The following is a 24,705-nucleotide window of genomic DNA, read 5'->3' as shown; positions in this document are numbered from 1 at the left end:
GCAGCGCGATACGATCGCGCTTCTACCGAGGATGCGGACCCTGGAGTAGCTCATGTCCTTTGTGATGGCGGCGCCCAACGTCGTAGCGGCAGCGGCCACCGATCTGGCCGGAATCGAGTCGGCGATCCGCGCCGCCAACAGCGCCGCGGCGGCCCCGACGACGGGATTGCTGCCCGCAGCCGCCGACGAGGTCTCGGCCGCCATCACGGCACTGTTCGGGGCTCATGCGCAGAGCTATCAGGCGCTCAGCGCCCAAGCTACGGCGTTTCATCAGCAGTTCGTGCAGGCGTTGACCGCGGGCGCCGGCTCGTATGCGGCGGCCGAAGCCGCCAACGCCGGACCGCTGCAATCGATACTCGACCTGATCAACGCGCCCACCCTGGCGCTGCTGGGTCGTCCGCTGATCGGCAACGGCGCCGCGGCGCCCGCGGGCAGCGGCAAAAACGGTGGCGATGCCGGCATCTTGATCGGAAACGGCGGCAATGGCGGCTCCGGCACCCTCAACCAGGGGAACGCCGGACCCGGCGGCAACGGCGGGGCAGCCGGCTTGTTGTGGGGTCACGGGGGCAATGGCGGGGCCGGGGCGGCCAGCGGGAACCAGGCGCCCGGCGCCAACGGCGGGAACGGAGCCGCGGGCGGACTGTTCGGCAGCGGCGGCAACGGCGGAGCGGGCGGCATGGGCGGCCCCGGTAACACCGGCGGCACGGGCGGCAGCGGCGGCGCCGCCGGCATGTTCGGCAACGGCGGCAGCGGCGGCAACGGCGGCAGCGGCGGCTCCGCCGGCGGCGCCGGCGGAACGGGCGGCATTGGCGGTCGGGGCGGGTTGGTGTTCGGCGACGGCGGCAAGGGCGGTGACGGCGGCAACGGCCTTCTCGTCGGCAGCGGCGGGGACGGCGGAGCGGGCGGCCTCGGCGGGCGACTGTTCGGCAACGGCGGGGCCGGCGGCGCCGGCGGCAGCGCGGGCTCCAACGCCGGAACCGGCGCCAACGGCGGCGCCGGCGGGGCCGGCGGGTTGCTGTTCGGCGACGGTGGTTCCGGCGGCGGCGCCGGCATCGGATTCAACGGCTTGCCCGCATCCGGCGGTGCCGGCGGCAACGCGGGCTTCCTGGTCGGCAACGGCGGCGACGGCGGATTCGGCTTTTCCGGAGGCGCTGCCGGAAAGGCCGGGGTACTGATCGGCAATGGCGGCGACGGGGGCCTGGACACCGGGCAGTCCGGCACGGCTGGCGGGTTCCTGTACGGCAACGGCGGCGCCGGCGCCAACGCCCTGGCACCCGGTGTCGTCGGTGGTAACGGCGGCAACGGCGGCCTGATCGGCCATGGCGGGGCCGGCGGCAGGGGCGCCAACAGCACCGACGGCGCCGCCGGCGGCAACGGCGGCAATGGCGGACTGCTGTACGGCAACGGCGGGGCCGGCGGCAACGGCGGGACCGCATCGGGAATCGGAGGACAAGCTGGAGCCGGCGGCAACGGCGGCAACGGCATCGGGCTGTTCGGCAGCGGCGGCGCCGGCGGGCTTGGCGGCAACGGAACCGGCGCACCCGGCTCCGGTGGGGCCGGCGGGGCGGGTGGCTACGCCCAGGGATTCGGCGACGGAGGGGCCGGCGGAGCCGGCGGTAACGGAGCCAACTTCGTCGGGGGCGGTGGCGCCGGCGGGGATGCCAGGTTCATCGGCAACGCCGGCAACGGCGGCAACGCGGGAACCGGCGGCGCCTTCGACGCCACCGGAGGTGGCGGCGGCAACGCCGCGCTGATCGGCAACGGTGGCAACGGCGGCAAAGGCTGGGGCCAGGGGCCGGGTGGCACCGGCGGCACCGGCGGCCTGCTGTTCGGCCAATACGGGACTAACGGCTAGCTCGCGGATCCCTCGGTGTAGGCCACGATCATCCGCAGTGCGCTGGCGCGTAGATACGCCTCGACGAACGCGCCGGCGGCAACGGGGTCGCGCGCCAGCACCGCCTCGGTGATCGCTCGCAGATCGGCCAGGACCGGTTCGGCATCGTCGTAGGCCCCGGTCAGCTCGTGCTCGCGGTCGCCGAAGGCGTGCTCCACCCAGCGATACAGCAAACCCAAGGCGCGGTTGCGGCTGCTGTGGATGAGCACCCGGAAATAGGCGAGATCGGCCGCCTGCCGGGCGGCCGGACCCTCGGCGTCCCGCAGGGCTGCCAGCGCGTGGCGTAATGCGAGGGCATCGTCGGGGGTGTGTCGCTGCGCGGCCAGGCGGCCGATCAGCGGACCTAACGCCGCGCGGATCTCCAGCAGTTCGGCGAGGAAATCCGGGCCCAGTCTGCGTACCAGCGCCTCGACAACGGCGGGATGGGTGAGCCCCTCGGGATCGCGTACCACGCTGCCGCTGCCGTGTCTGACCTCGATCAGGCCCATCTGCTGCAGTCGGGCCAGCCCCTGCCGCAGCGACGTGCGGTTGACCCCGAACCGCGCCGCCAGGTCACGCTCGGGCGGCAGCGTCGAGCCGGGCGGGAAGACCCCGTCCAGGATGGCGTCGGCGATCGACGCGGCGATGTGTTCGTCGACGCGCTGACGGTCCGGCGGCTGAAAGGCACTTGACTGGTTCATTGGCTCAACCAATATAGTGGACGAATCAATCGGAGGTGGAGCAAGTGGACGATGAATTGCTGTCGGCGGTAGCCCCGCGCTGGAAAGGTAAGGCGGGACGGCTGGAAGTCTGGTACGCCACCCTGTCCGATCCGTCGACGCGCGCGGGCCTGTGGGTCCATTGCGAAACGGTGGCGCCGACAACCGGATCGCCTTACGGACACGGCTGGGTCACCTGGTTTCCGCCGGAGGGCCCGCCGCGCACCGAACGTTTCGGTCCGACACCGGTCCAGCCCGCCGCCGGCCCGGCATGGTTCGACGCCGCCGGCGCCCGGGTGGCGCCCGGAAAGCTGACCGGGCGGGCCGGATCACTGGCCTGGGAGCTGGCCTGGAAGGACGCCGGCGCGCCGCTGTGGACGTTTCCCCGGGCGGCGTGGGAGCGCGAGTTGCTGCCGGGCGCGCAGGTGGTGCTCGCCCCCACCGCCGACTTCACCGGCTCGCTGAGCGTCGACTCCGCAGGCAATACCACCCATCCCGTCACCGGCTGGCGCGGCGGGGTCGCACACATCTACGGGCATGGCAATGCCAAGCGCTGGGGGTGGATCCACGCCGACCTCGGCGGCGGCGACGTCGTGGAGGCCGTCACCGCGGTGTCACACAAGCCTGGGCTGCGCAAGCTTGCGCCGCTGGCGTTCGTACGGTTCCGCATCGACGGAAAAGACTGGCCGGCAAGCCCTTTCCCGTCCCTGCGGATGCACACCACGCTCGGCGTGGCGCACTGGCAGCTGGAGGGACGCGTCAGCGGCCGCAAGGTGCTGATCCGCGTCGATCAACCCCCGGACAGGTGCGTGAGCCTGGAATACACCGACCCGGACGGGGGCCGGGCGGTGTGCACCAACACCGAACAGGCCGACATCTACGTCGAGGTCGACGACCGGCGTTGGTCGGTGTTGGGCATCGGGCATGCCGAAGTCGGGTTGCGCGGAGCCGACGCACCTGCCGTCAACGAAAGGACCCCGTCATGAGTTTTCTCCTGGACCCGCCGCTGCTGTTCGCCAGCGGAGCGCTCATCGAGCGCAGGGTGCCCGAAGACCGTCGTGATCTCGCCGAAGCCGCCGTGCTGGGGGTCTTCTTCGCGGGATCGTTCGGGCTCTACAACAACGTGCCCGGGCTGGGGTTCTTGTGGCGCCCGTTCCGTTCGCAGAACGGCCGTGACTTCATGTGGAACAGCGGCGTGTTCGCCGTGGATACCGCGGAAGCGGGGTGGCCGCTGCACGCCGCCGCCGGCGGCATCTTCGGGACCTATCCGTTCTTCATCAAACTCGGTCGACGGTTCGGGCGCCGACGATGAGTCGACTGGCCGATCGGGCCGTGGCCGCCTTCGGGACGGCGTTGCTACCACCCGAGCACGGCGGCCCGACGCCGGCTCAGTTCGTCGAGCGCGTCGGGCGCTACGTCGAACAGCTGCCGGCGACGCAACGGTTGGCGGTGCGCGCCGGGGTGCTGTCGCTGGCGGCCGCGAGCTACCTGACCACGGGCCGGTCGTTGCCGCGATTGGAGCCGGCGGACCGGGCCCGGGTGCTGGGCCGCGTCGCCGCCGTCGGTCCGGACATGGGTGCCGCGGTGGAGGGCCTGAAAGCGGTCGTGCTGCTGGCCAATGGCGCCGACGCCTACGCCGACGAGCTGCTCGCCGGCGCGCAGGGACACGACCCGGCGCGCCCGGATGCGGCGCTGACCATCACCTCGTCGACCGATAGCCCTTCGGTCGTCACCACCGATGTGGTGATCGTCGGCTCCGGGGCCGGCGGGGCCATGGCCGCGCGCACGCTGGCGCAGGCCGGCGTCGGCGTCGTCGTGCTCGAGGAGGGCCGGCGCTGGACGGTCGAGGAGTTCCGCACCACCCACCCGATCGACCGCTATGCCGGCCTTTACCGCGGCGCCGGAGCCACCATCGCGCTGGGCCGCCCGTCGGTGGTGCTGCCGATGGGCCGGGCGGTCGGCGGCACCACCGTCGTCAACTCCGGCACCTGCTTCAGGCCACCCGATGCCGTGCAACGGCGTTGGCGCGACGAGTTCGGGCTTGACCTAGCGGACCCGGACCGGCTGGCCCACCACCTCGACGAGGTGGAGCGGACGCTGCAGGTCGCGCCGGTTCCACTGGACATCATGGGCCGCAACGGCAACCTGTTGCTCGATGCCGCCACCGCACTGGGCTGGCGGGCAGCGCCCATCCCGCGCAACGCGCCCGGATGTGGCGGCTGCTGCCAGTGCGCGATCGGCTGCCCCCGCAACGCCAAGTTCGGGGTACATCTCAACGCGCTGCCGCAGGCCTGCACGGCCGGGGCGCGGATCGTCTCCCGGGCGCGCGTGGAACGGGTGTTGCACGAGCACGGACGCACCCGTGGCGTGCGCGCCCGCCGGCCCGACGGCACCGCGATCGACGTGCTGGCAGACACCGTCGTCGTCGCCGCCGGCGCCACTGAGACGCCGATGTTGTTGTGGCGCAGCGGTCTTGGCGACCATCACCGACTCGGCCGGAACCTGGCGCTGCATCCGGCGACGATGCTCGCCGGCCGCTTCGACGACGACGTGTATGCCTGGCGCGGCGTGTTGCAGAGCGCGGCGGTCCACGAGTTCCACGAATCCGACGGGGTGCTGATCGAGGCGACGGCAACGCCGCCGGGCATGGGCTCGATGGTCTTTCCCGGCTATGGCGTCGAACTGCTCGGCTGGCTGGATCGGGCGCCTCGGGTCGCCACCTTCGGTGCGATGGTGGCCGACCAGGGCGTGGGGTCAGTGCGGTCAGTGCGGGGGGAAGCGCTGGTGCGCTACGACATCGCCCGCGCCGATATCGCCAAGCTGCGAGTCGCCATGGAGGCCATCGGCCGGCTGCTTTTCGAAGCCGGGGCGGCCGAGGTACTCACCGGCCTGCCCGGCGCCACCACGGTGACGTCGCTGCCCGAGCTACAGGAGGCGGTGCGGCGCAACGACCCCGCAAGCCTGCACCTGGCGGCCTTCCATCCGACCGGGACCGCGGCGGCCGGCGCCGACCCGCAGATCTGCCCCGTCGACCCGACCGGCCGGCTGCGCGGTGTTGACGGTGTGTGGGTTGCCGATGCATCGATCCTGCCCAGCTGCGCGGAGGTGAACCCGCAGGTGTCGATCATGGCACTGGCGTTAGCCGTCGCCGACAACATCGCCGGTGCCTACCGCTGAGCACGACAATCTGAGCTGAATAGCTCCAGCCTGCACGTTTCATGTTCTCCCAACACCTACCGATAGCGCGCCCCGGATAGTGAGCCCCGGCGGCCATACAGGCAGCGTTGGGAGGACCACCCATGTCATTCGTGATCGCGGCACCCGACCCCATGCTGGCAGCAGCGGGCGGCCTCATCGAGATCGGCTCGGCGATCAGCACGGCCAACGCGACCGCAGCAGCACCAACAACTAGCTTGCTGGCCGCCGCCGGCGATGAGGTATCGGCAGCCATCGCCACCCTGTTCAACACCTACGCCGAGGAATACCAACAGTTCAGCACCCAAGCGAGCGCCTTTCACGACCACTTCGTGCGCACCCTGCAGGCCGGCATGAGTTCCTATGCCAGCGCCGAGACCACCAACGCCGCCCAGCAACTGCTCAACGTGTTCAACGCACCCGCGCGCGCACTGCTGGGACGCCCACTGATCGGCCGTGGCACCGACGGGGTGGCCGGCACCGGCCAAGCCGGTGAAGCCGGCGGCCTGTTGTTCGGCAACGGCGGCAACGGCGCCTCCGGCGCGCCCGGACAAGCCGGCGGCGCCGGCGGCGACGCCGGACTCATCGGCAGCGGCGGGATCGGCGGAACCGGCGGCATCGGAGCACGCGGCGGAAACGGCGGCGCCGGGGGCTGGCTGCTGGGCAACGGCGGCGCCGGCGGAACCGGCGGGATCGGCGCTACCGGCGGCAACGGCGGCAACGCCTACTTCTTCGGCGACGGCGGAGCCGGCGGACGAGGCGGCACCGGCCTGGCCGGCACCAACGGCCTAAACCCAACCGACACCGGCACCGCCACCACCGGCCAGGCCGGCACGGACGCATCGGCAAGCGATGTATTCCCGCCGCAAGGCGGCACCGGTGAGAACGGCAGCCCGGGCGGGCCTGGCATCACCGGCGGCACCGGAGGGGCCGGGGGCGAGGCGAAACTCATCCTTACCAAATTTGCCTCTGCGGGTAACTACGAAGCCGTTGCCGGTAACGGTGGCCAGGGGGGTCCTGGCCCCAACGGGGGCGACGGCGGGGCCGGCGGCAACGCCACGGTAATGCCGGCCCCAAGCGGTGGCCCCGGACTGTCAGTCGGTGGTTTGGCCCGCGGCGGCGGCGGCGGCAACGGTGCCGACGCTGGCGCTCCCGGCGGCTCGGGCGGTGCCGGTGGCACCGGCGGAGCTGCCACGTCCTTCATCCTCCGGGCGACCGCCTTCGCGGGCGACGGCGGCGACGGCGGAAGCGGCGCGGCAGGAGACCTGTCCGGCGGCGACGGCGGCCACGGGGGTGCAGGCGGCAACGGGGGTCAGGCCGGGCTATTCATCGGCAACGGGGGCGCCGGCGGCGCTGGCGGCGCCGGCGGCGCCGGCGGGTTCGGGATGTCGGGCGGCGCGGGTGGCGCCGGCGGTGACGGCGGGATGGCATCAGCTGCCGGCGGCAACGGCACGGGTGGTCTCGGCGGTGACGGCGGCGACGGCGCTGACGGAAAGACAGCAGGCGGTCACGGCGGTAACGGTGGCACCGGCGGTATCGGCGGCAACGGCGGGCGGCTGTACGGCAACGGCGGCGCCGCCGGTGACAGCGGCGCCGGCGGGGCCGGCGGCTCGGGCGGCGCCGGTGGTACCGGGGGGGCCGGCGGCGATTTCACTGTGGGCCTGGGCACGGGTGGCGACGGCGGTGATGGCGGTGACGGCGGCGACGGCGGCGAAGGCGGCAACGGCGGCAACGGCGGGGCGGCTGGAACGTCCGGCTTTGGTGGATTGCTCGGACTTACCAGCGATGGCGGCTTCGGAGTAGGTCTTGGCATCGGCCCGCTGGGATCGGGCGGCGCTGCCGGCGCGGGCGGCGCGGCCGGTGCCGCTGGGGCCGCCGGTGTCGGCGGAGCCGCCGGAACCGGGTTGTTCGAGGGCACCGCCGGGATCGACGGCACCGATGGCACTGCCGGCATTGCCGGCAAAGCCGGCCAGCCCGGCCCATCAGGGGCCTCGCCGAAACTATTCTAGATCTGGTCCACCAAAGCTGTTGTAAACCTTGGTCTTTGAAACTCTGACGGTGGCGCCACACGGCGCCCGTCGGCGAACGCCCCGCAGCCATGGCCAACTCGCGGGCCGTGATCACGTTCGGCTTTCCACCACAGAGCGGCTCCGGGATCGATTGCGACCCGCGGAGCCTGGGGCAAGAGGTCAGCCCTCGAGCTTGTAACCGAGTCCCCGCACCGTCACCAAGTGCACCGGATTGGCGGGGTCGGCTTCGATCTTGGACCGCAGGCGCTTGACGTGGACGTCGAGCGTCTTGGTGTCGCCGACGTAGTCCGCGCCCCAGACCCGGTCGATCAGCTGGCCGCGGGTCAGCACCCGCCCGCTGTTGCGCATCAGGTATTCGAGCAGGTCGAACTCCTTGAGCGGCAAGGTAATAACGTCGCCGTTCACCGAGACGACGTGGCGCTCGACATCCATCCGCACTGGCCCAGACTCCAAGATGCCGTCGCTGGATTCGGCGTCGTCGTCGCCGCCGCGGCGAAGCACCGCGCGGATTCGGGCGATCAACTCGCGTGCCGAATACGGCTTGGTCACGTAGTCGTCGGCACCCAACTCGAGTCCGACCACCTTGTCGATCTCGCTGTCCCGAGCCGTCACCATGATCACCGGAACACTGGACCGGGCACGCAACTGCTTGCACACGTCGGTGCCCGACATCCCCGGCAGCATCAGATCCAGCAGCACGATGTCGGCGCCGGACCGGTCGAACTCGGCCAACGCCGACGGACCATCGGTCACCACCGTCGCCTCAAAGCCCTCCTTGCGCAACAGAAATGCCAGCGGATCGGCCAACGACTCCTCGTCCTCCACGATCAACACACTGGTCATCAGCGCCGCTCCTCCTCATTGCTTTGCACTGCATCGTCGTCGGCGCGGGTCATCAGCGCCGCTCTTCCCCGCACGCGGGCGGTACCCCCACCTCATTGCTTTGCACTGCATCGTCGTCGGCGCGGGTCATCAGCGCCGCTCTCCCCCGCACGCGGGCGGTACCCCCACCTCATTGCTTTGCACTGCATCGTCGTCGGCGCGGGTCATCAGCGCCGCTCTCCCCCGCACGCGGGCGGTACCCCCACCTCATTGCTTTGCACTGCATCGTCGTCGGCGCGGGTCATCAGCGCCGCTCTCCCCCGCACGCGGGCGGTACCCCCACCTCATTGCTTTGCACTGCATCGTCGTCGGCGCGGGTCATCGACTCAGCTCTTCCTCTCGTTGTGACCTGTTGGGTCGCGCGTCGCACGCCCGCAGTTGGTCAGATAGCTCGCCGTCATCACAGTCCGCCGCCGGAATCGACAACGTGAACGTGGACCCGGTTCCGGGTTTACTCCACACGCCGATGCTGCCGTTGTGGTTGGCGGCGACGTGCTTGACGATTGCCAAGCCCAGCCCGCTGCCGCCGGTAGCTCGCGACCGTGCCTTATCGCCCCGGAAGAACCGCTCGAAGACCCGCTCCTGGTCCTCGAGGGCGATCCCGATCCCGCGGTCGGTGACGGCGATCTCGACGTTGTCACCGCGGCGGCGCCGGCTGATCGAGACCAGCGACCCGCGTGGTGAATAGGCGATCGCATTGGAAACCAGGTTGGCCAGCGCGGTAACCAGCAGGGTTTGGTCACCGAGCACCCGTAGCCCGCTGGGCGCGTCGGTACGAACCTCGATGTCGGCAGTGTCCGCGGCCACTTTGTGACGTGAAATCGCTTCGGACACAATGGTATCGACGTCAACGTCGGTCACATTGTGCAGTCCCTCGGCGCCCTGCAGCCGGGACAGCTCGATCAGCTCCGCGACCATGTCGCCCAGTCGATTGGCCTCGATGAGCACCTTCTCAGCGAACCGTCGAACGGTGTCGGGGTCATCCGGCGACGCGAGTAGAGCTTCGGCAAGCAGCGCCATGGCGCCGACCGGGGTCTTGAGTTCGTGACTGACGTTGGCCACGAAGTCGCGCCTGGTCGCCTCCATCCGGGCATAGTCGGACTGGTCATGGACGAAGACCACGACGAATCTGCGGTCTTCCTCGCTCAGCAACCGGGCGTGCCCGTGCACCAACAGCCCGGAGCGGCCGGCCGCACGCTTGGCGGGTGACAGGTCGAACTCGACGTCGTCACCGCCCAGCACCTGCTGCGCGGCCCGCCAGGCTTGGTCGTCGAGCTGCCGGTCGCGCACCAGGCCCAGCTCCCTGGCCCGGTGGTTGAGATAGACACCGTCGCGATGGGCATCCCCCACCGCCGCACCCATCGGCATCAGGGCGACGATGCGCTGCAGCATCTGCGCGACGGTGATCCCGGCCCGCTCGGTGGCCGCTTGCTGGCGGCGCCGCGCGACCCGCTGCGACAGGCGGTTTCCCGCCGCAACACCTACGGCCAGCGCTAGCGCGGACAACACCCCGGCCAGCAACAGTGCCGAGAACACAGTCACAAGCAAAATCCTACAAACTCCGGTGAACGCGGCCCTAGCCGAGCGACGCGGAAATCGGACAAGTCACACCAATCGCCTCAGGTGTTCGGCTGTCGTTCACGCGTTGTTCAGCAAACAGCCCTACCGGCGCCGACGATCAGACTTTGGCCGTGCCTTGGCTGGCCACCGCGGCAGCACCGGCGGCTGCGGCCTCCGGGTCCAGGTAGCGACCGCCAGGCTGCACGGGGCGCAATTGGCGGTCCAAGTCGTAGCGCAGCGGAACGCCTGTCGGGATGTTCAGTCCGACGACGTCGTCGTCGGACATCCCGTCCAAATGCTTGACCAGCGCACGCAACGAGTTGCCGTGTGCCACGATCAACACCGTCTTGCCCGATCGCAGATCACCGACGATGACGTCGGTGAAGTAGGGCAGAAACCGTGCGACCACGTCGGCCAGGCACTCGGTCAGCGGGCCACCGCCGATATCGGCGTACCGGGGGTCGGCGTCCTGGCTGAACTCGCTGCCTCTCTCGATCGGCGGCGGCGGCGTGTCGTAGCTGCGCCGCCAGGCCATGAACTGCTCTTCGCCGTAGCGCGCCTTCGTCTCCGCCTTGTCGAGACCCTGGAGTGCGCCATAGTGACGTTCGTTCAGCCGCCAGCTGCGCCGCACCGGAATCCACAGTCGGTCAGCGCGGTCCAGCGCCAGATGCGCGGTGGTGATCGCGCGCCGCAACAATGATGTGTAGAGAACGTCGGGCAGCAAGTCGTGTTCGGCCAGCAGCTCGCCGCTTCGGATCGCCTCGGCCTCGCCCTTTTCGGTCAGGCCGACGTCCACCCAGCCGGTGAACAGGTTGAGGGCATTCCAGTCGCTCTCACCGTGGCGCAGCAGCACCAGCGTGCCAGTGTCTCCCATGCCGGCAAGTTTCTCACGCGCCGTCGCCAGCGTCATCGCCGTCGATCAGATGTGCAAATGCTTGCAGGTTCTTCAGCGATTCACCGCGCGACACCCGCCATTCCCACTCTTTTTGAATCGATGAACGAAAACCCAACTCCAGCAACGTATTAAAGTCCGAGTCCACCGCCTCGAGCACCTGCCCGAGCACCCGGTCGATCTCCTCGGCGTCGACCGACGCCAGCGACATCCGGCCCACCAGGTAGATGTCGCCGACGTTGTCCAGCGTGTAGGCGACCCCGTAGAGCCGGCGGTTGCGGTTGAGCAGGAACCGGTAGACACCCTCGTGGTTCTCGTCCGGTTTGCGGCACACGAATGCCTCGACGCGCACCGAGTGCTCCCCGATGCTCAAGATGGTGTTGGTCTTGAGCTTGCGCTCACCCGGCAACTCCACGACGAGACCCGCCGGCCCGCCATGCGCGCCGGGATGTCGCGAGTAGTTCAGCCGGCTGGCCTGCAGCGCCTGTTCGATCACTTGCGCGACGGTCTCGGCGGCATCGGATGTCACGCGCCCACCCCGCGACGAGCCGTCCAGCGGCGCGGTTTGCGCGCCGCAACCAGGTCACGCACCCGGTGCCGGCGCCCCGCGGTGAAGTCACCGATCGCCCGCCGGTAACTGGCCAGCAGCGCGTCGGTGGTGTGGTCCCACGAGAACCCGGCCGCGTGCTGGGCTGCTGCGCGACTCATCGCCCAGCCCGGCGGGCCGGCACGGCGACGCAGCAGCTGGCCGATCGCGTCGGCCCACCGGTCCACGTCGTGCCCGGCTACCAGGATGCCGGTGATCCCGTCGCGCACCGCGACCGGCAGCCCCCCAACCGCCGCCGCCACCACCGGCGTACCGCAGGCCTGCGCTTCGATGGCCACCAGACCGAACGACTCCGAATAGCTCGGCACCGCGACCAGGTCGGCGGCGTGGAACACGGTCGCCAGATCCGTGCGAGACTGTGGCGGCAGGAACGTCACTCGCTGCGCGATACCGAGTTCGCCGGCCAGCTGCGCCAGTCCCTCCGGCGCGGCCAATCCACTGCCCGACGGCCCGCCGGCGACGACGACGCGCACTCCCTGGAGCTTGGCGACGGCGCGCAGCACGATGTCGGGTGCCTTCAGCGGCTGGATCCGTCCGACGAAGGCCACCACCTGCCCGTCTAGCGGCAACCCCAGAGCGGCCCGCGCCGCCCGCCGGTCGCCCGGTGAGAACACGTCAAGGTCGACACCGGGGTGAACGACGTCAACGCGCGCCGGATCTGCATGATGGATCGAAATCAGTTGTTGGGCTTCATCTTCGGTGTTGACGATGAGCCGGTCCGCCTCGTCGACAACCTGCTGTTCGCCGACCATGCGCAGCGGCGGCTCGGGGGCGTCACCGGCGGCCAGCGCCGCATTCTTCACCACCGCCAGCGTGTGAGCGGTGTGCACCAACGGCACCGCCCAACGATCGCGGGCCAGCCAGCCGACCTGCCCGGACAGCCAGTAGTGCGAGTGCACGATGTCGTAGTAGCCCGGTTCGTGGGCGGCTTCGGCGCGCAGCACCCCGGCCGCGAACGCGCACAACTGGGTGGGCAGGTCGTATTTGTCCAGACCCTCGAAGGGCCCGGCTACCACGTTGCGCACGAGCACGCCCGGTGCCACCTGCACCACCGGTGGATCCGTCGAAGCGGTGGCCCGGGTGAAGATCTCCACCTCGATACCCCGACGGGCCAGGTGCAGCGCGCTTTGCAGCACGTAGACGTTCATTCCACCGGCATCGCCGGTGCCCGGCTGGGCCAGCGGCGAGGTATGCACCGCCAGCAGGGCGACCCGGCGTGGATCTACGTCTCCGCCTAGCCGGGGACTGTCGCTGTGGCGCACACTGTCATCTTTACAGCACGCGTTCCGGAGCCAGGCCCACGCACGGGCATAAGCCGCACTAGGCGAGGGCCCCCGGCTCGGTATCCGGCAGCCGGGTGTCCAGTGCCCCGGCACGACGCATCGCGCCCAACGGGTCGGCGTAGAGCCCGCCCAGCGACACGATGCCGGCCCCGGCTTCTTGCACTCGGTTGCCGAATGCCGTGACCCGGATGTCCCGCGGCGGCAGCACCGAGCATGCGGCGAAGGCCTTCTCTACCTGCTCCATCCCTTCCGGGTACTCGGTGAACGCCTGGCCACCCACCACTAGTTCGTCGGGGTTGAGCAGGTCGCGTAGCAGCGCGACCGATTCGCCGAGCCCCCGGGCCCGCTCCGCCAATAGATCGCTGGCCTGTTGGTTACCGGCTCGTGCCGCGCGGAGCAGGTCGGTGACGGCGCCGCTCGAGCCATTGGTGCGGGTAGCCGAGGCGGCTGGAAGGATCCGGAGCCGGCGCGCGGCCACCAACACCGCCTCGTCGCTGACGGTGGACTCGAGCTGTCCGGTGCCGCCGAGCAGCTCGGAGCGGGCCGGCAGGCCCGCGATGGTTCCGGGCCCGCTGGCCGGGCAATGCACCCGCCCGTCGATCACCAGCGCATACCCCACGGTCTCGCGGGCATAGACGTACAGGCTGGTCGACGAGCCCGGCGCGAACCGTCGCATCCCCAGCAGCAACTCGGCACCTGCCATCGCATCCACGTGGGATGCCACCGAAACGGGAAGGCCCAGCGCGTCGGCCAGCACCGGCCCGACCGGTGCCCGCTGCCAGCCCAGCCGGGGGTGATCGACGTGGCCGGTCGCGCCGTCGACGGTGCCACCGATCGCCACTCCGACCCACAGCGCCCGCCGCCGATGCCAGCGCCTCAGGTAGCGGCAGGCACTGTCGGCCAGTGACCCGAGCGCTGCGCCCGCGGGACTGAGCGGTGTCGGCGTCTCGACCGCGTCGAGGGTACGACCGAACAGGTCGGCGGCCACGATGCTGGTCGTGCGCGCACCGATGTGGATGCCCAGCGTCACGAACGGCTCGTGGTTGACCTCCACCGGGACCCGGGGACGCCCGATCGCCCCGGAGACCGCCAAGTCGGCGCGCTCACGCAGCAGACCGGCCTCGAGTAGCGCAATGACCTGGCGATTCACTGTCGCGATGCTCAGCGAGGTGACACTCGCGATGACGTCGCGGCCGACGGGGCCACGTAACCGCACGGCCCGGAAGACGGATGCGGCCGCGGAGTCGGCCAGGTGCAGCGATGGCGGCACCACCTGTCGGTACGGCCGTGTCCGGCCACCACGGGCGGGGCGATGGGTGGTGAGAGTTGTCGAGTGCACTGGCGTCCTTATTCCGAGTTCAACTGACCGGGTTCTTGGCCACGCCTGCTGACGTGAGTCAGGCGCGACAAAGTACGCGGCAACAACAGGCGCCCGCGCAAAGACGCGCGGTCGTCGTGTTGAACCAGGTGCTGCAGTACACACCGAGAATTTAGCACGTTTATTAGAGTGGTCCCGATGACGACTCCCGACGCGCCGAACCGGGTTGCGGTGGTTACCGGCGCCAGCTCCGGTATTGGCGAAGCAACCGCAAAAACCCTTGCGGCACAAGGGTTTCACGTGGTCACGGTGGCACGTCGCGCGGACCGGATCAGCGACCTGGCGGACCAGATCGGCGGCACCGCGGTTGTGGCCGACATCACGGACGACAAGGCCGTGGCGGTGCTGGCGGCGGGACTGAGCCGGGTCGACGTATTGGTCAACAACGCCGGTGGCGCAAAGGGCCTGGAGCTCGTCGCCGACGCCGACCTGCAACACTGGCGTTGGATGTGGGAGACGAATGTGCTGGGCACGCTGCGAGTGACCCGCGCACTGTTGCCCAAGTTGATCGAATCGGGCGACGGCCTGATTGTCACCGTCACTTCCATTGCGGCACTTGAGGTTTACGACGGCGGCGCCGGCTACACGGCGGCCAAGCACGCCCAAGGCGCGTTGCACCGCACGTTACGGGGGGAGCTGCTGGGAAAGCCGGTCCGGCTCACCGAGATCGCCCCCGGCGCGGTGGAGACGGAGTTCTCGCTGGTCCGCTTCGACGGTGACCAGCAACGCGCGGACGCCGTCTACTCCGGCATGACGCCGCTGGTGGCCGCAGACATCGCCGAGGTGATCGGGTTTGTGGCCTCGCGGCCGTCGCACGTCAATCTGGACCAGATCATCATCCGGCCGCGCGATCAGGCCTCAGCGACGCGCCGGGCTAACCACCCGGACCCGCGCTAGGTTCCGGCGTGCCGGACAAGCTGGGCGCGGTGGACGGCGTGGCCGGCGCGGTGACCGGGATCTGTGTCCCCGGGGGGCGTGAGGTCGGGCGGGGCAACGCCGACATCGATACCCAGGTGTCCCAGTCCACGGCCCAGTCCCAGATGTCGCCGTCGGCGTAGGACAGCTGGATCGAGCTGCCGGTCACCTCGACCGGGTCACCGTAGATCGCGGTGTGGAAGTACTGCTCGGCGTCGCCGGTCGACAGGTTGATGCAGCCGTTGGTGACGTTGCTGTTGCCCTGCGCGCCCGCGCTGGCCGGGTTCGCGTGAATGAACTCGCCGTTGTTGGAGATGCGCACAGCCCAGCGTTCGTGCACGTTGCTATAGCCGGCCGCCGGGTTGGACATGTAGAAGTCCGCGTATTTCTCGGTCACCACGTGGATCCCGTTGCGAGTGACGTTGCGCGCCTTGTCGGCTTCGCCGTAGCTGCACGGGAAGTCCATGATGACGCCCTCGTCGGTGACGACCTGGATGCGGTGCGAGGTGACTTCGGCCTTGACCACCTGCCGCCGGCCGATCTGGATGTTCAACGAGAAATCCTGCGCGCCATACGCGCCGTCGCCGAACGGCAGCCCGTACAGCTTCGCGTCGACGTTGACGGTGGTGCCCGCCGGATAGTACTCGCGGGGACGCCAGTGCACCCGAGCGCCCTTCGCCTCGTCCGGCAGCCAGGCCCAGCTGCCCTCGACGGGTGGGTTGGTATTCACCGTGAGCGCCCGCTCGACGGAAGCCTTGTCGCTGATCGGCGCGTCGAACTGGATGATGATCGGCGCCGCGATCCCGACGGTCTGACCGTCGGCCAACTGGAAGCCGCCGTCGATCTTCTTCTTGGGCGTGACGGTGGTGAATTTGCCGGCGAGCGGAACCGCCTTGCCGTCATGGCCGACGGCCGCGCCGCTCCAGCTGTAGGTGGTGTCGTAGCCCAGCGGCTCGGTGATGGTGTACACCGTGCGGTCCTGGTTGTAGGTGCCGGCAACGAGCTTGCCGGACGGGTTGGTCAGCGCTACTCGCTGGAACCAGCCGTCGCCGACCTCGACGCTGATCGGGGCGATCGGCAACACGTCGTCGGCGGCGTCGGCCGGCCGGAATGTCAGATGGGGCGCAGCCGGCGGCTTCTTCTCGGATTGCCTGGTGACCCCGCCCGCGCAGGCGGCCAGCACATTGGGCGCTAGCACCCCGGCCCCCAGAGCCATCAAAGCCATGCGCCGGTTGATCGGCCCTGGACTTTGGGGCAAGTTGGAGGTGGTCACGGAAATCAAAGATACCGGGCCAAACCGTCCATAACCGGCTGCAAGCGCCGGCGAACCGGCCGAGGCGACGGCGCGGCGAGCGTATCGGACACGAAACTAGCAGCTATAACCGGCAACCGATCAGGATCGGCTCGGGTTGCAATGTGATACCAAACACATCACGCACACCGTCACGTACCGTGCGGGCCAGTAGCATCACGTCGGCCGCCGTCGCGGTGCCCCGGTTGGTCAGCGCCAGCGTGTGCTTGGTGGACAGCCGGCACGGGGCGGCCTCCCCGGTGAGGGCCGGATCCGGATAGCCCTTGCCGAAGCCGGCGTGCTCGACCAGCCAGCCCGCGGCCAGCTTGACACCGCCAGGCGCCGGATAGTGCGGCACCGGGCCGTCCACCGCCGCCGCCAGCCGTTCGTAGACGTCCGGTGCGACCACCGGATTGGTGAAAAACGACCCCGCGCTCCAGGTGTCATGGTCGGTCGCGTCGAGCACCATGCCCTTGCGCGCCCGCAGTGCCAGGACGGCCGCGCGGACGGTTTGCGGGTCGGCACGCTCGCCGCTGGCCGCTCCCAGCGCCGCCGTCAGTTCGTCGTAGCGCAACGGCGCGCTGCGGCCCGAGGCATCCAGCGCGAATTCCACCTCCAGCACCACGGCCGGCAACCGCAGCCCGTCAGCCTGCTTGAGCACGCTGGTGCGGTAGCCGAAGCCCAGCGTGGCGGCCGGTACCCAGTGCACCTGGCCACTGCTGCGGTCCAACAGCCGTACCCGGCTGATGACGTCGGAGACTTCCACGCCGTATGCCCCGACGTTCTGCACCGGTGTCGCACCGGCCGATCCGGGTATCCCCGACAGGCATTCCAACCCGCCCAGACCGTGGTCGATGGCCGTGAGCACCACGTCGTCCCACACCGCGCCCGCCTCGGCGCGCACCAGGTTGCCGTCGACGGTGATGCCGGTATTGGCCAGCCGCACCACGGTCAGGTCGGCCACGGTATCGCCGATCACCACATTGGATCCACCAGCAAACACCAGCACCGGCTCACTGCTTTCGGCTCGGACCTCGGCGTCCAGCTGGCGCAGCACCGCTACCACCTGATCGCCGGTGGCGCAGGTGATTACGCGCCGCGCGACGGGCCCTACCCGCAACGTCGTCAAGGGAGCCAGCGGCACCGACTCCTCGACTCGCGCGCCGGCAAAGCGTGAACCAATCACGGCCCGTAACGGTAGCCTGACCAGCTATGCCGCGTTCATTCGACATGTCGGCCGACTACGAAGGCAGCGTCGAAGAAGTTCACCGGGTTTTCCACGATGAGGAGTACTGGCGGGCCAGGCTGGCCGAGACCCCGGTCGACGTTGCGACCCTGCACTCGATGCGCGTAGGTGGTCAGTCCGGCGGCGAGGGCACCATCGAAGTGGTCACGCTGCAGACCGTGCACCGGCACAACCTCCCGGGTTTGGTCACCCAGTTGCATCGGGGCGACCTTTGTGTGCGGCGCGAGGAAATGTGGAGTCCGGTGACCGACGGCGTCGCCACGGCATCCATCGCCGGATCGATCGTGGACGCGCCGGCCAACCTATGGGGCACCGCCGTGCTGGCTCCCAACGCCGACTCCGGCGGCGCCCGGTTGTCGCTGCAGGTCACCATCCAGGTACGTATTCCGCTGATCGGCGGCAAGCTGGAGAGCATCATCGGCACCGAACTGCGTCAGCTGGTGACGCTGGAGCAACGCTTCACCACGCAATGGATCGCCAACAACGCCTAGCCATACCAGCGTGAGTGTCGGCGGCTCCTAAGCTGACCAGTATGCGGATCGCGTTGGCGCAAATCCTCAGCGGCACCGACCCGGCAGCGAACCTGCTCCTGGTGCGTGAGTACGCTAACCGGGCTGTCGACGCCGGCGCCGAGCTGGTGGTGTTTCCCGAAGCGACGATGTGCCGGTTCGGTGTGCCCCTGGCGCCGATCGCCGAGCCCCTCGACGGCCCCTGGGCCAACGGTGTGCGGCGGATCGCGACCGAGGCCGGCATCACCGTGGTCGCGGGCATGTTCACCCCAGCCGACGACGGGCGGGTGATGAACACCGTGGTCGCAGCAGGTCCGGGGACGCCGAATGAGCCCGACGCGCACTACCACAAGATTCATCTTTACGACGCGTTCGGCTTTGCCGAGTCGCGTACCGTCGCCCCGGGACACGAGCCGGTGGTGATCACCGTCAACGACGTGCGGGTCGGTTTGACCGTTTGTTACGACATCCGTTTCCCCGAGCTCTACACCGAGCTGGCCCGGCGCGGCGCTTCGCTGATCGTCGTGTGCGCATCCTGGGGTTCGGGTTCCGGCAAACTCGACCAGTGGACCTTGCTGGCCCGGGCCAGGGCGCTGGACTCCACGAGCTATGTCGCCGCGGCCGGTCAGGCCGACCCCGGCGGCACGCTCACCAGCTCGGGTGCGCCCACCGGCGTGGGTGGCAGCCTGGTGGCTTCGCCGTTAGGGCAGGTGCTGGTGTCGGCCGGAGCCGAGCCGCAGCTCCTGGTCGCCGATATCGATGTCGAGAACGTGACCGCAGCCCGCGACAGTATCGCCGTGCTGCGCAACCATTCAGACTTCGTTCACATGGATAGGGCACAATCGCTTAGGTGACGAACCCGCAAGGGCCACCCAACGAGGGCCCGTCGACATGGTCGCGTCCCAGCAATCCAGGTTCCCTTGGCCGGCCTCCAGCGCCCACAGATCCCTCCGGCGGACAATTGCGTCCCGGCGGGCCCGGCGCCCCTGCCCAGGATCCGGCCACTCAAGCCGGACCCGGTGCCGGCCAGACAACCCAGCCGACGGAGCACTTGGCTGCCGCCAACGCCGATGCACAGCGACCCGGGCCACCGCCGGCGGCCGGGGCCGCCGCCAGGACCACTCCGATTGCCAAGCCGCAAGACGACGCCGAATCGGGAGCGCCTAAACGGAAACGCCGCTGGCGTCGGGACCCGTTGTCGATCTTCCTCATCCTGATCATCGTGTTCTCGCTGGTCGTCGCGGGGCTGATCGGAGCCGAGCTGTACGTCCGCCACGAAGCAAACACCAAGATTGCCGAAGCGGTGGCGTGCGAGGTCAAGGACAAGGCCAGCGCTTCTTTCGGTGTGGCCCCGTTGGTCTTGTGGCAGCTCGCGACCAAGCACTTCACCAACATCACGGCGGAGACAGCGGGCAACCAGGTTCGCGATGCCAAGGGCATGAAGCTGCAAATCAGCATTAGAGACGTCCAGCTCAGAGACACCCCCAACTCCCAGGGCACTGTGGGTGCGCTCGATGCCACCGTCACGTGGACGTCTGTGGGCATCAAGGAATCGTTCCAGAATGCGATACCGGTGCTGGGTCCATTCGTTTCCAACACCGTGACGACCCATCCCAGAGACGGCACAGTCGAAATGAAGGGCTTCCTCGACAACATCGTGGTCAAGCCGCAGGTGACCGGATCCGGACTGCAACTGCCGATTGTCACGTTCAACGCGCTGGGCTTCACGCTGCCCAAGGAGTCAGTGCAATCGATGATCGACGACTTTTTCAGCAAGCTGACCAAAGATTTCCCGTTGGGCATTCATTGGGACAGTGTGCAGGTCACCGATACCGGTGTGGTTGCTCACCTCTCGACCCGCAACGCCACCATCCCCGCCGGCGGCGAGCAGGATCCCTGTTTCGCCAACCTCTGAGGCCCGTCAGTCGGGGCTGAGCCCATCGAGAACCGAACGGGTTGCGGACAGGCCGAGTCGGGTGGCGCCGGCCTGCAGCATGGCGACGGCGTCGGCGGCGGTGCGGATGCCGCCACTGGCCTTGACCCCCAGCCGATCGCCGACGGTGTCGGCCATCAGTGCGACGGCGGCCACCGTCGCCCCGCCCGCGGGATGAAAGCCCGTCGACGTCTTGACAAAGTCGCCGCCGGCGCCTTCGGCGACCCGACATACGGCTCTCAGCAGGTGTTCCCCCGCCCGGTCCAACAGCACCGCCGACTCGACGATTACCTTCAGCACGGCCCCGGCCGTCGCGTCGCGCACCGCCTCGATGTCCGTCCGCACCGCATCCAGGTTTCCGGCCAGCGCAGCGCCGATGTCGATCACCATGTCGATCTCGGCTGCCCCCGACACGACGGCCTGCGCCGCCTCGTGCGCCTTGACCGCCGACAGGTGCTTGCCCGACGGGAAACCCGTCACCGCGGCGATCCGCACGCCACCGGCGCCGAGCGCGGTGCGCGCGGCCGGCACCATCGACGGCGAGACGCATACCGCGTAGACGCCCAGCTCCGCCGCCTCGGCGACCAGCGTCGTCACATCGGCCACCGTCGCCTCGGGCTTGAGCAGCGTGTGGTCGACCACCGCCGCCAGCTGACGTCGGGTCGGCGGGCTCGGCATCAGAACTGCTCTTCGGCGCCACCCGGGTTACACCGGGAGGCAAGCATCTGCTCGTCGTCGACGACCGGGCGCCACGGCTCGAGATTCCAGCTGATCTTCCCGGGTTCAGCGGCCTCGGCTAGCTGCCAGTGACAGTCGAACTGCGCCCGCATGCCGGGTGTGTCGGCGTCGGGGGCCAGGCCGAGTACCTCCGCCCAGGCCTCGTCGGCGGCTGCGGCGCTGCTGCCGGGGTCGCGGGAAGCCGCGCGCCCGGATGGCGTCGGGTAGACCCGCAGGCTGCTCAGGCGCCCCGAATATGCCCACTGGGTGTGGTCGACGAACGGCGGCGAATATACCGGGCCTGACGGGTCGGCGACGCCGCTACCGGAGCCGGCTTCGGCGGGAACAGCGCACAGCATGCCGACAAGCACCGCTGCCGGCGCGGCCACCAGGGCTTTCATCCGGTCAGCGGGACTTACCCTGAATTTCCAGAAGCTTGGGCCGCACGTCGACCAGATAGACGCCGGCCGCGCATGCGGCAATTGCCATCCCGAGCACGCCGAAGACGAAACCGAGGATGGATGTCAGCGCCACCGCCGCCCCAAGGATCACCAACCACACCGGCTTGGTCAGCTTGTCTGCGGCGGTATAGGCGTCTGGCCGCTGCAGCGCCGCATGCACAAACGCATACACCGCCGTCACCAGGACGGCGATCTGCAAGACCAACATGACGGTACCCACAAGGTGGCTCACGCTTAAAGAGTATGCGGGCAGCGCCCAAAACGTCGACTCCGAGTCGCCCAACGGGGCGACTCGGAGTCGAGTCGAGGGTCGCCGGCTTACTTTTGGGTGACCTTCTTGGCCGGCGCCTTCTTGGCAGGCGCCTTCTTGGCCGGCGCCGCCTTCTTGGCCGCAGCCGGGGCCTTCTTGGCCGGAGCCTTCTTACCGGACTCCGCCTTCTTCGGCAGCTCGATGCCGACCAGCTTGGCGGCACGCTCACCGACGGCGCGGGTCTGCGAAGCGACGGTGCCCAGCGCCTCCTGGGTCAGCTCGACGGCCTGGTCCACGTAGCCCTCGGCACGCGCCGACGCGTCCTCGAAGACCGGCTGGCTGCGCAGCCGCTCAAGAGCGGCCTCGCCGCGCTGGACCAGTTCGTTGTACCGGTTGGTGGCAGCCTCGAGGTAACCCTCGGCAGCCTTGCGCAGCTCCTCGGCGGTGAAACGCTCGCGGAGTTCGCTGAACTGCTCGGGAAGGTCCTCCTGCAGCTTGGTCAGGCGGGCGCGACTCTCCTCGACGCGGGCCTCAACGCGGGTACGGGTGTCGGTGCGGGTCTCTTCGGCACGCTCGCGCAGGTTGGCGATCAAGTCGTTGACGGTGGCCAGAGCCAGATCCGCGGCACCAAGCGCGGCGAGCAACGGAGCCCGCAGGTCCTCGATGTTCGGGTTTTCAGCCATGGTATTTCCTTTCATCAATTGTTTCATTATTGGTGTTATTGCATCGTGATATGAAGTTGGAGCAAGCGTCGGCTCCTCTGGCGGAGTAGTCAAGACCCGCGGATTGACCTGGCACGCGACTTGCTGAAGACCTCCTGATGTGTCGGGTCGGGTTGGTGATCGAGTTCGTCGTCCGGGCCGCGTAATCGGGTCGCTCAGGCGGCTGGCCTGAAACAGAATTCCCCGTCCCTCTTGTGTTGCCCGGCGGCCGTCGATCTAGACCTCACCTGACGTCGGATCTGACGGCCGACACGCTGATCATTCGTCAATGTCGGATGGGCTCGAACACTCCTCACGGGTGGATTCGTTCTGATGGGTGAATGCGGCGTAGATATCCAGCAGAATCTGCTTTTGACGCTCGGTGATCGCCGTGTCGGTGATGATGGCGTCACGAACTTGGCTGGTCTCGCTGGGCTCGAGAATCCCGGCCCGCACGTAAAGAACCTCGGCGGAAACCCGTAGCGCCTTTGCGATCTGGGCCAGGACGTCTGCCGACGGCTTACGCAGGCCACGCTCGACCTGGCTCAGGTACGGATTGCTGACACCGGACCGTTCGGCGAGTTGCCGCATCGAGACCTGTGCCGTTTCGCGTTGTGTCCGGATGAAGCTGCCGATGTCGGAGGCTCTGGAAGTCACACTGGACACCTTCGCGCCGAACTTCTCCTCCGGCGGCATGGGTGTGCTCCTTACCTGCTGTTTGATCTTGACGCACTCAGGGTACGGACAGGTGCTTGCTTTTGCAAGCGCTTGTTAGCACCTAGAAGAACAGCTGAGCGATGGCGTAGATGGCCAGTCCCGCCAGCGCGCCTACCACGGTCCCGTTGATCCGAATAAATTGCAGGTCGCGCCCCACATGTAATTCGATTCGCCGACTGGCTTCCTCCGCATCCCAACGTTCAATCGTGTCGGTAATGATCGCTGTGATCTCCACCCCATATTGCGAAACCAGGTGTTGGGCGGCCCGAACCATCCAGTCGTCGACCTTGTCGCGCAACTCGGCGTCGTCGCGCAGTGATTCGCCGATCCGGATCACCGTGTCGGCGATCCGGGTGCGCAAGCTGCTGGACGGGTCGTCGACGCCCTCGAGCACCAGCCGTTTGAGCGTCTTCCACGCCGCTGCGGCGGCGTTGGCGACCTCATCGCGCGCCATCAGCTGCTCTTTGACCGCATCGGCGCGCGCGATGGTGGCCGGGTCGTTTTGCAGGTCGTCGGCGAACTCGAACAGAAACCGGGTCGCCGACCGGCGAAGTTCGTGATCAGGATTTCGGCGGACCTTGTCGGTGAAGTCCATCAATTCACGATGGATGCGGTCGCCCACCAGATGGTCGATGAATCGTGGCGACCAGGTCGGCGAATCGCGTTCCACGACCCGCTGAATAACCACCCCGGCGTTCAGCGACCACTGAAATGCGCGGTCGGCCAGCAGCTGGATCAGCGCCTCCTGCCGGTTCTCAGACAGCACCGTCTGCAGCATCCGTCCCACCGGTGGGCCCCACTGCGGCTCGGCGATGCGGCGCATGATCATGCGGTCGATCAGCTGGTGGATCTCGTCGTCGTTGAGCAGCTCCACCAGTACCCGCAGCACCGTGGCCGTCTCGGCCGCCACCCGACGGGCGTGCACGGGATCCGACAGCCACTTTCCCAGCCGGCTGGGCACTTGCGCGTCGCGCAGTTTGGTCTCCACCACCGGTCCGGACAGGAAGTTCTCCCGGACGAAGGTGCCCAGGCCCTCACCCAGCTGGTCTTTCTTGCGCCTGATGATGGCGGTATGTGGGATCGGAATGCCCAACGGATGCTTGAACAACGCAGTGACGGCGAACCAGTCGGCCAGTGCGCCCACCATTCCGGCCTCCGCGGCCGCGCCCACGTAGCCAACCCACAGCGGTGCGGCGCCGTCCGCCTGCGCCCACCTGCAGACGAGGAACACCACCGTGGCGCCGAGCAGAAAACTCAACGCCACCAATTTCATCCGCCGCAGCGCCCGCCGGCGCTCGGCGTCCGCCTTCGGATCGGCTCCGGCGAACGACTCAGCCAGGGACGGCCGGCGCATCCCGGCCGGCGGCGTGCCCACTTCAAGCCTCGGCGGCGAACCCGGCGCGTCGACTCTGTGTGCCACCACACCATCATCCGCTATCGCGGTGACCAGCTAGTGTGACGGCACTCTTCGCAGGCTGCACGCACCGGGTGACCGATCAGTCATATCAGCTACCGCACGCCGTAGTATCGACTGCGTCTAGTGAAT

Annotated in this window: 24 protein-coding genes; 9 read left to right on the top strand and 15 right to left on the bottom strand. The window is 68.9% G+C overall.

Going from position 1 to position 24,705, the window contains the following annotated elements; genetic code table 11:
* Positions 1 to 52 precede the first annotated feature (52 nt).
* Complete coding sequence (locus B4U45_RS17785) at positions 53 to 1,855, top strand: PE family protein (protein WP_219859471.1); 1,803 nt, start codon at positions 53 to 55, stop codon at positions 1,853 to 1,855.
* Here B4U45_RS17785 and B4U45_RS17780 read toward each other — a convergent pair.
* Positions 1,852 to 2,574 (bottom strand): FadR/GntR family transcriptional regulator, encoded by a 723-nt coding sequence (locus tag B4U45_RS17780; protein ID WP_075548122.1) that lies wholly within the window; start codon positions 2,572 to 2,574, stop codon positions 1,852 to 1,854. The genes B4U45_RS17785 and B4U45_RS17780 overlap by 4 nt on opposite strands.
* Positions 2,575 to 2,618: 44 nt before the next feature.
* Here B4U45_RS17780 and B4U45_RS17775 point away from each other — a divergent pair, with 44 nt between their 5' ends.
* The 4 genes from B4U45_RS17775 (at position 2,619) to B4U45_RS17760 (ending at position 7,796) form a co-directional block, all read left to right on the top strand.
* Positions 2,619 to 3,578: a hypothetical protein gene (locus B4U45_RS17775; protein WP_075548160.1), complete on the top strand. Its 960-nt coding sequence runs from the start codon at positions 2,619 to 2,621 to the stop codon at positions 3,576 to 3,578.
* Positions 3,575 to 3,904 (top strand): hypothetical protein, encoded by a 330-nt coding sequence (locus tag B4U45_RS17770; RefSeq protein ID WP_075513270.1) that lies wholly within the window; start codon positions 3,575 to 3,577, stop codon positions 3,902 to 3,904. The genes B4U45_RS17775 and B4U45_RS17770 overlap by 4 nt, the downstream gene beginning before the upstream one ends.
* Positions 3,901 to 5,769: a GMC family oxidoreductase gene (locus B4U45_RS17765; protein ID WP_122526368.1), complete on the top strand. Its 1,869-nt coding sequence runs from the start codon at positions 3,901 to 3,903 to the stop codon at positions 5,767 to 5,769. The genes B4U45_RS17770 and B4U45_RS17765 overlap by 4 nt, the downstream gene beginning before the upstream one ends.
* A 122-nt stretch (positions 5,770 to 5,891) precedes the next feature.
* On the top strand, positions 5,892 to 7,796 hold the full coding sequence (locus tag B4U45_RS17760; RefSeq protein WP_122526367.1) for a PE family protein: 1,905 nt from the start codon (positions 5,892 to 5,894) through the stop codon (positions 7,794 to 7,796).
* Positions 7,797 to 7,976: 180 nt separating this feature from the next.
* Here the strand turns inward: B4U45_RS17760 and regX are convergent, their stop codons facing one another.
* The 6 genes from regX to B4U45_RS17730 all read right to left on the bottom strand — a co-directional run bounded on the left by regX (position 7,977) and on the right by B4U45_RS17730 (position 14,380).
* Positions 7,977 to 8,660, bottom strand: a complete 684-nt coding sequence (gene regX / locus B4U45_RS17755) for a two-component sensory transduction protein RegX (RefSeq protein ID WP_075548125.1) — start codon at positions 8,658 to 8,660, stop codon at positions 7,977 to 7,979.
* 357 nt (positions 8,661 to 9,017) lie between these two features.
* Entirely contained in the window at positions 9,018 to 10,241 is a 1,224-nt protein-coding gene (locus tag B4U45_RS17750) for a sensor histidine kinase (RefSeq protein ID WP_219859470.1), read from the bottom strand.
* 136 nt (positions 10,242 to 10,377) lie between these two features.
* The gene (locus tag B4U45_RS17745) at positions 10,378 to 11,133 is read right to left on the bottom strand and encodes a phosphoglyceromutase (RefSeq protein WP_075548161.1); all 756 of its coding nucleotides are present in this window, start codon (positions 11,131 to 11,133) and stop codon (positions 10,378 to 10,380) included.
* A 13-nt stretch (positions 11,134 to 11,146) separates the two neighbouring features.
* Positions 11,147 to 11,680, bottom strand: a complete 534-nt coding sequence (locus tag B4U45_RS17740; RefSeq protein WP_176358024.1) for a type III secretion system chaperone family protein — start codon at positions 11,678 to 11,680, stop codon at positions 11,147 to 11,149.
* A complete protein-coding gene (gene mshA / locus B4U45_RS17735; protein ID WP_083154567.1) occupies positions 11,677 to 13,020 on the bottom strand; it encodes a D-inositol-3-phosphate glycosyltransferase in 1,344 nt (447 codons plus the stop codon). The genes B4U45_RS17740 and mshA overlap by 4 nt, the downstream gene beginning before the upstream one ends.
* A gap of 58 nt (positions 13,021 to 13,078) precedes the next feature.
* Complete coding sequence (locus B4U45_RS17730; protein ID WP_244899377.1) at positions 13,079 to 14,380, bottom strand: ROK family transcriptional regulator; 1,302 nt, start codon at positions 14,378 to 14,380, stop codon at positions 13,079 to 13,081.
* 177 nt (positions 14,381 to 14,557) lie between these two features.
* Here B4U45_RS17730 and B4U45_RS17725 point away from each other — a divergent pair, with 177 nt between their 5' ends.
* Entirely contained in the window at positions 14,558 to 15,316 is a 759-nt protein-coding gene (locus tag B4U45_RS17725) for an SDR family NAD(P)-dependent oxidoreductase (RefSeq protein ID WP_075548128.1), read from the top strand.
* Here B4U45_RS17725 and B4U45_RS17720 read toward each other — a convergent pair.
* Together B4U45_RS17720 and B4U45_RS17715 are read right to left on the bottom strand one after the other, a co-directional pair.
* Positions 15,294 to 16,616 (bottom strand): L,D-transpeptidase, encoded by a 1,323-nt coding sequence (locus tag B4U45_RS17720; protein WP_198929538.1) that lies wholly within the window; start codon positions 16,614 to 16,616, stop codon positions 15,294 to 15,296. The two genes, B4U45_RS17725 and B4U45_RS17720, sit on opposite strands and share 23 nt — an antisense overlap.
* Positions 16,617 to 16,710: 94 nt before the next feature.
* Positions 16,711 to 17,835, bottom strand: coding sequence for a UDP-N-acetylmuramate dehydrogenase (locus B4U45_RS17715; protein WP_075548130.1), 1,125 nt, complete (start codon positions 17,833 to 17,835; stop codon positions 16,711 to 16,713).
* A gap of 2 nt (positions 17,836 to 17,837) precedes the next feature.
* Between B4U45_RS17715 and B4U45_RS17710 the strand changes: the two genes are divergently transcribed.
* From B4U45_RS17710 to B4U45_RS17700, 3 genes are read left to right on the top strand one after another with little or no spacing between them, the layout of a single operon-like run.
* Entirely contained in the window at positions 17,838 to 18,362 is a 525-nt protein-coding gene (locus B4U45_RS17710; protein ID WP_075548131.1) for a DUF2505 domain-containing protein, read from the top strand.
* 41 nt (positions 18,363 to 18,403) lie between these two features.
* Complete coding sequence (locus tag B4U45_RS17705) at positions 18,404 to 19,234, top strand: carbon-nitrogen hydrolase family protein (protein WP_075548132.1); 831 nt, start codon at positions 18,404 to 18,406, stop codon at positions 19,232 to 19,234.
* Positions 19,231 to 20,295, top strand: a complete 1,065-nt coding sequence (locus B4U45_RS17700) for an LmeA family phospholipid-binding protein (RefSeq protein ID WP_075548133.1) — start codon at positions 19,231 to 19,233, stop codon at positions 20,293 to 20,295. The genes B4U45_RS17705 and B4U45_RS17700 overlap by 4 nt, the downstream gene beginning before the upstream one ends.
* 6 nt (positions 20,296 to 20,301) lie before the next feature.
* Here B4U45_RS17700 and deoC read toward each other — a convergent pair whose 3' ends face one another.
* The 6 genes from deoC to B4U45_RS17670 form a co-directional block, all read right to left on the bottom strand.
* Complete coding sequence (gene deoC, locus B4U45_RS17695) at positions 20,302 to 20,991, bottom strand: deoxyribose-phosphate aldolase (RefSeq protein WP_075548134.1); 690 nt, start codon at positions 20,989 to 20,991, stop codon at positions 20,302 to 20,304.
* Positions 20,991 to 21,431 carry a DUF2599 domain-containing protein gene (locus B4U45_RS17690; protein WP_075548135.1) on the bottom strand — a complete coding sequence of 147 codons (441 nt, stop codon included), beginning with the start codon at positions 21,429 to 21,431 and terminating at the stop codon, positions 20,991 to 20,993. The genes deoC and B4U45_RS17690 overlap by 1 nt, the downstream gene beginning before the upstream one ends.
* Positions 21,432 to 21,435: 4 nt before the next feature.
* Positions 21,436 to 21,723, bottom strand: a complete 288-nt coding sequence (locus B4U45_RS17685; protein WP_023370391.1) for a DUF2516 family protein — start codon at positions 21,721 to 21,723, stop codon at positions 21,436 to 21,438.
* An 86-nt stretch (positions 21,724 to 21,809) separates the two neighbouring features.
* A complete protein-coding gene (gene hbhA, locus B4U45_RS17680; RefSeq protein ID WP_036398732.1) occupies positions 21,810 to 22,424 on the bottom strand; it encodes a heparin-binding hemagglutinin HbhA in 615 nt (204 codons plus the stop codon).
* 297 nt (positions 22,425 to 22,721) lie between these two features.
* Complete coding sequence (locus tag B4U45_RS17675) at positions 22,722 to 23,138, bottom strand: helix-turn-helix domain-containing protein (protein ID WP_075548137.1); 417 nt, start codon at positions 23,136 to 23,138, stop codon at positions 22,722 to 22,724.
* 82 nt (positions 23,139 to 23,220) lie between these two features.
* Entirely contained in the window at positions 23,221 to 24,582 is a 1,362-nt protein-coding gene (locus B4U45_RS17670) for a DUF445 domain-containing protein (RefSeq protein WP_075548138.1), read from the bottom strand.
* Between the last annotated feature and the right edge of the window lie 123 nt (positions 24,583 to 24,705).

It is taken from the genome of Mycobacterium persicum (genome assembly GCF_002086915.1).
Lineage (GTDB): Bacteria > Actinomycetota > Actinomycetes > Mycobacteriales > Mycobacteriaceae > Mycobacterium > Mycobacterium persicum.
This window is presented reverse-complemented; position numbering and strand designations above follow the sequence as displayed.

What these genes read in the sequence shown, in the direction of transcription:
- B4U45_RS17780 (WP_075548122.1), bottom strand. Translation starts at nt 2,574, where the DNA reads ATGAACCAGTCAAGTGCCTTTCAGCCGCCGGACCGTCAGCGCGTCGAC.
- B4U45_RS17770 (WP_075513270.1), top strand. Translation starts at nt 3,575, where the DNA reads ATGAGTTTTCTCCTGGACCCGCCGCTGCTGTTCGCCAGCGGAGCGCTC.
- B4U45_RS17725 (WP_075548128.1), top strand. Translation starts at nt 14,558, where the DNA reads ATGACGACTCCCGACGCGCCGAACCGGGTTGCGGTGGTTACCGGCGCC.
- B4U45_RS17675 (WP_075548137.1), bottom strand. Translation starts at nt 23,138, where the DNA reads ATGCCGCCGGAGGAGAAGTTCGGCGCGAAGGTGTCCAGTGTGACTTCC.
- B4U45_RS17765 (WP_122526368.1), top strand. Translation starts at nt 3,901, where the DNA reads ATGAGTCGACTGGCCGATCGGGCCGTGGCCGCCTTCGGGACGGCGTTG.
- B4U45_RS17710 (WP_075548131.1), top strand. Translation starts at nt 17,838, where the DNA reads ATGCCGCGTTCATTCGACATGTCGGCCGACTACGAAGGCAGCGTCGAA.
- deoC (WP_075548134.1), bottom strand. Translation starts at nt 20,991, where the DNA reads ATGCCGAGCCCGCCGACCCGACGTCAGCTGGCGGCGGTGGTCGACCAC.
- B4U45_RS17690 (WP_075548135.1), bottom strand. Translation starts at nt 21,431, where the DNA reads ATGAAAGCCCTGGTGGCCGCGCCGGCAGCGGTGCTTGTCGGCATGCTG.
- B4U45_RS17785 (WP_219859471.1), top strand. Translation starts at nt 53, where the DNA reads ATGTCCTTTGTGATGGCGGCGCCCAACGTCGTAGCGGCAGCGGCCACC.
- B4U45_RS17705 (WP_075548132.1), top strand. Translation starts at nt 18,404, where the DNA reads ATGCGGATCGCGTTGGCGCAAATCCTCAGCGGCACCGACCCGGCAGCG.
- regX (WP_075548125.1), bottom strand. Translation starts at nt 8,660, where the DNA reads ATGACCAGTGTGTTGATCGTGGAGGACGAGGAGTCGTTGGCCGATCCG.
- B4U45_RS17745 (WP_075548161.1), bottom strand. Translation starts at nt 11,133, where the DNA reads ATGGGAGACACTGGCACGCTGGTGCTGCTGCGCCACGGTGAGAGCGAC.
- B4U45_RS17760 (WP_122526367.1), top strand. Translation starts at nt 5,892, where the DNA reads ATGTCATTCGTGATCGCGGCACCCGACCCCATGCTGGCAGCAGCGGGC.
- hbhA (WP_036398732.1), bottom strand. Translation starts at nt 22,424, where the DNA reads ATGGCTGAAAACCCGAACATCGAGGACCTGCGGGCTCCGTTGCTCGCC.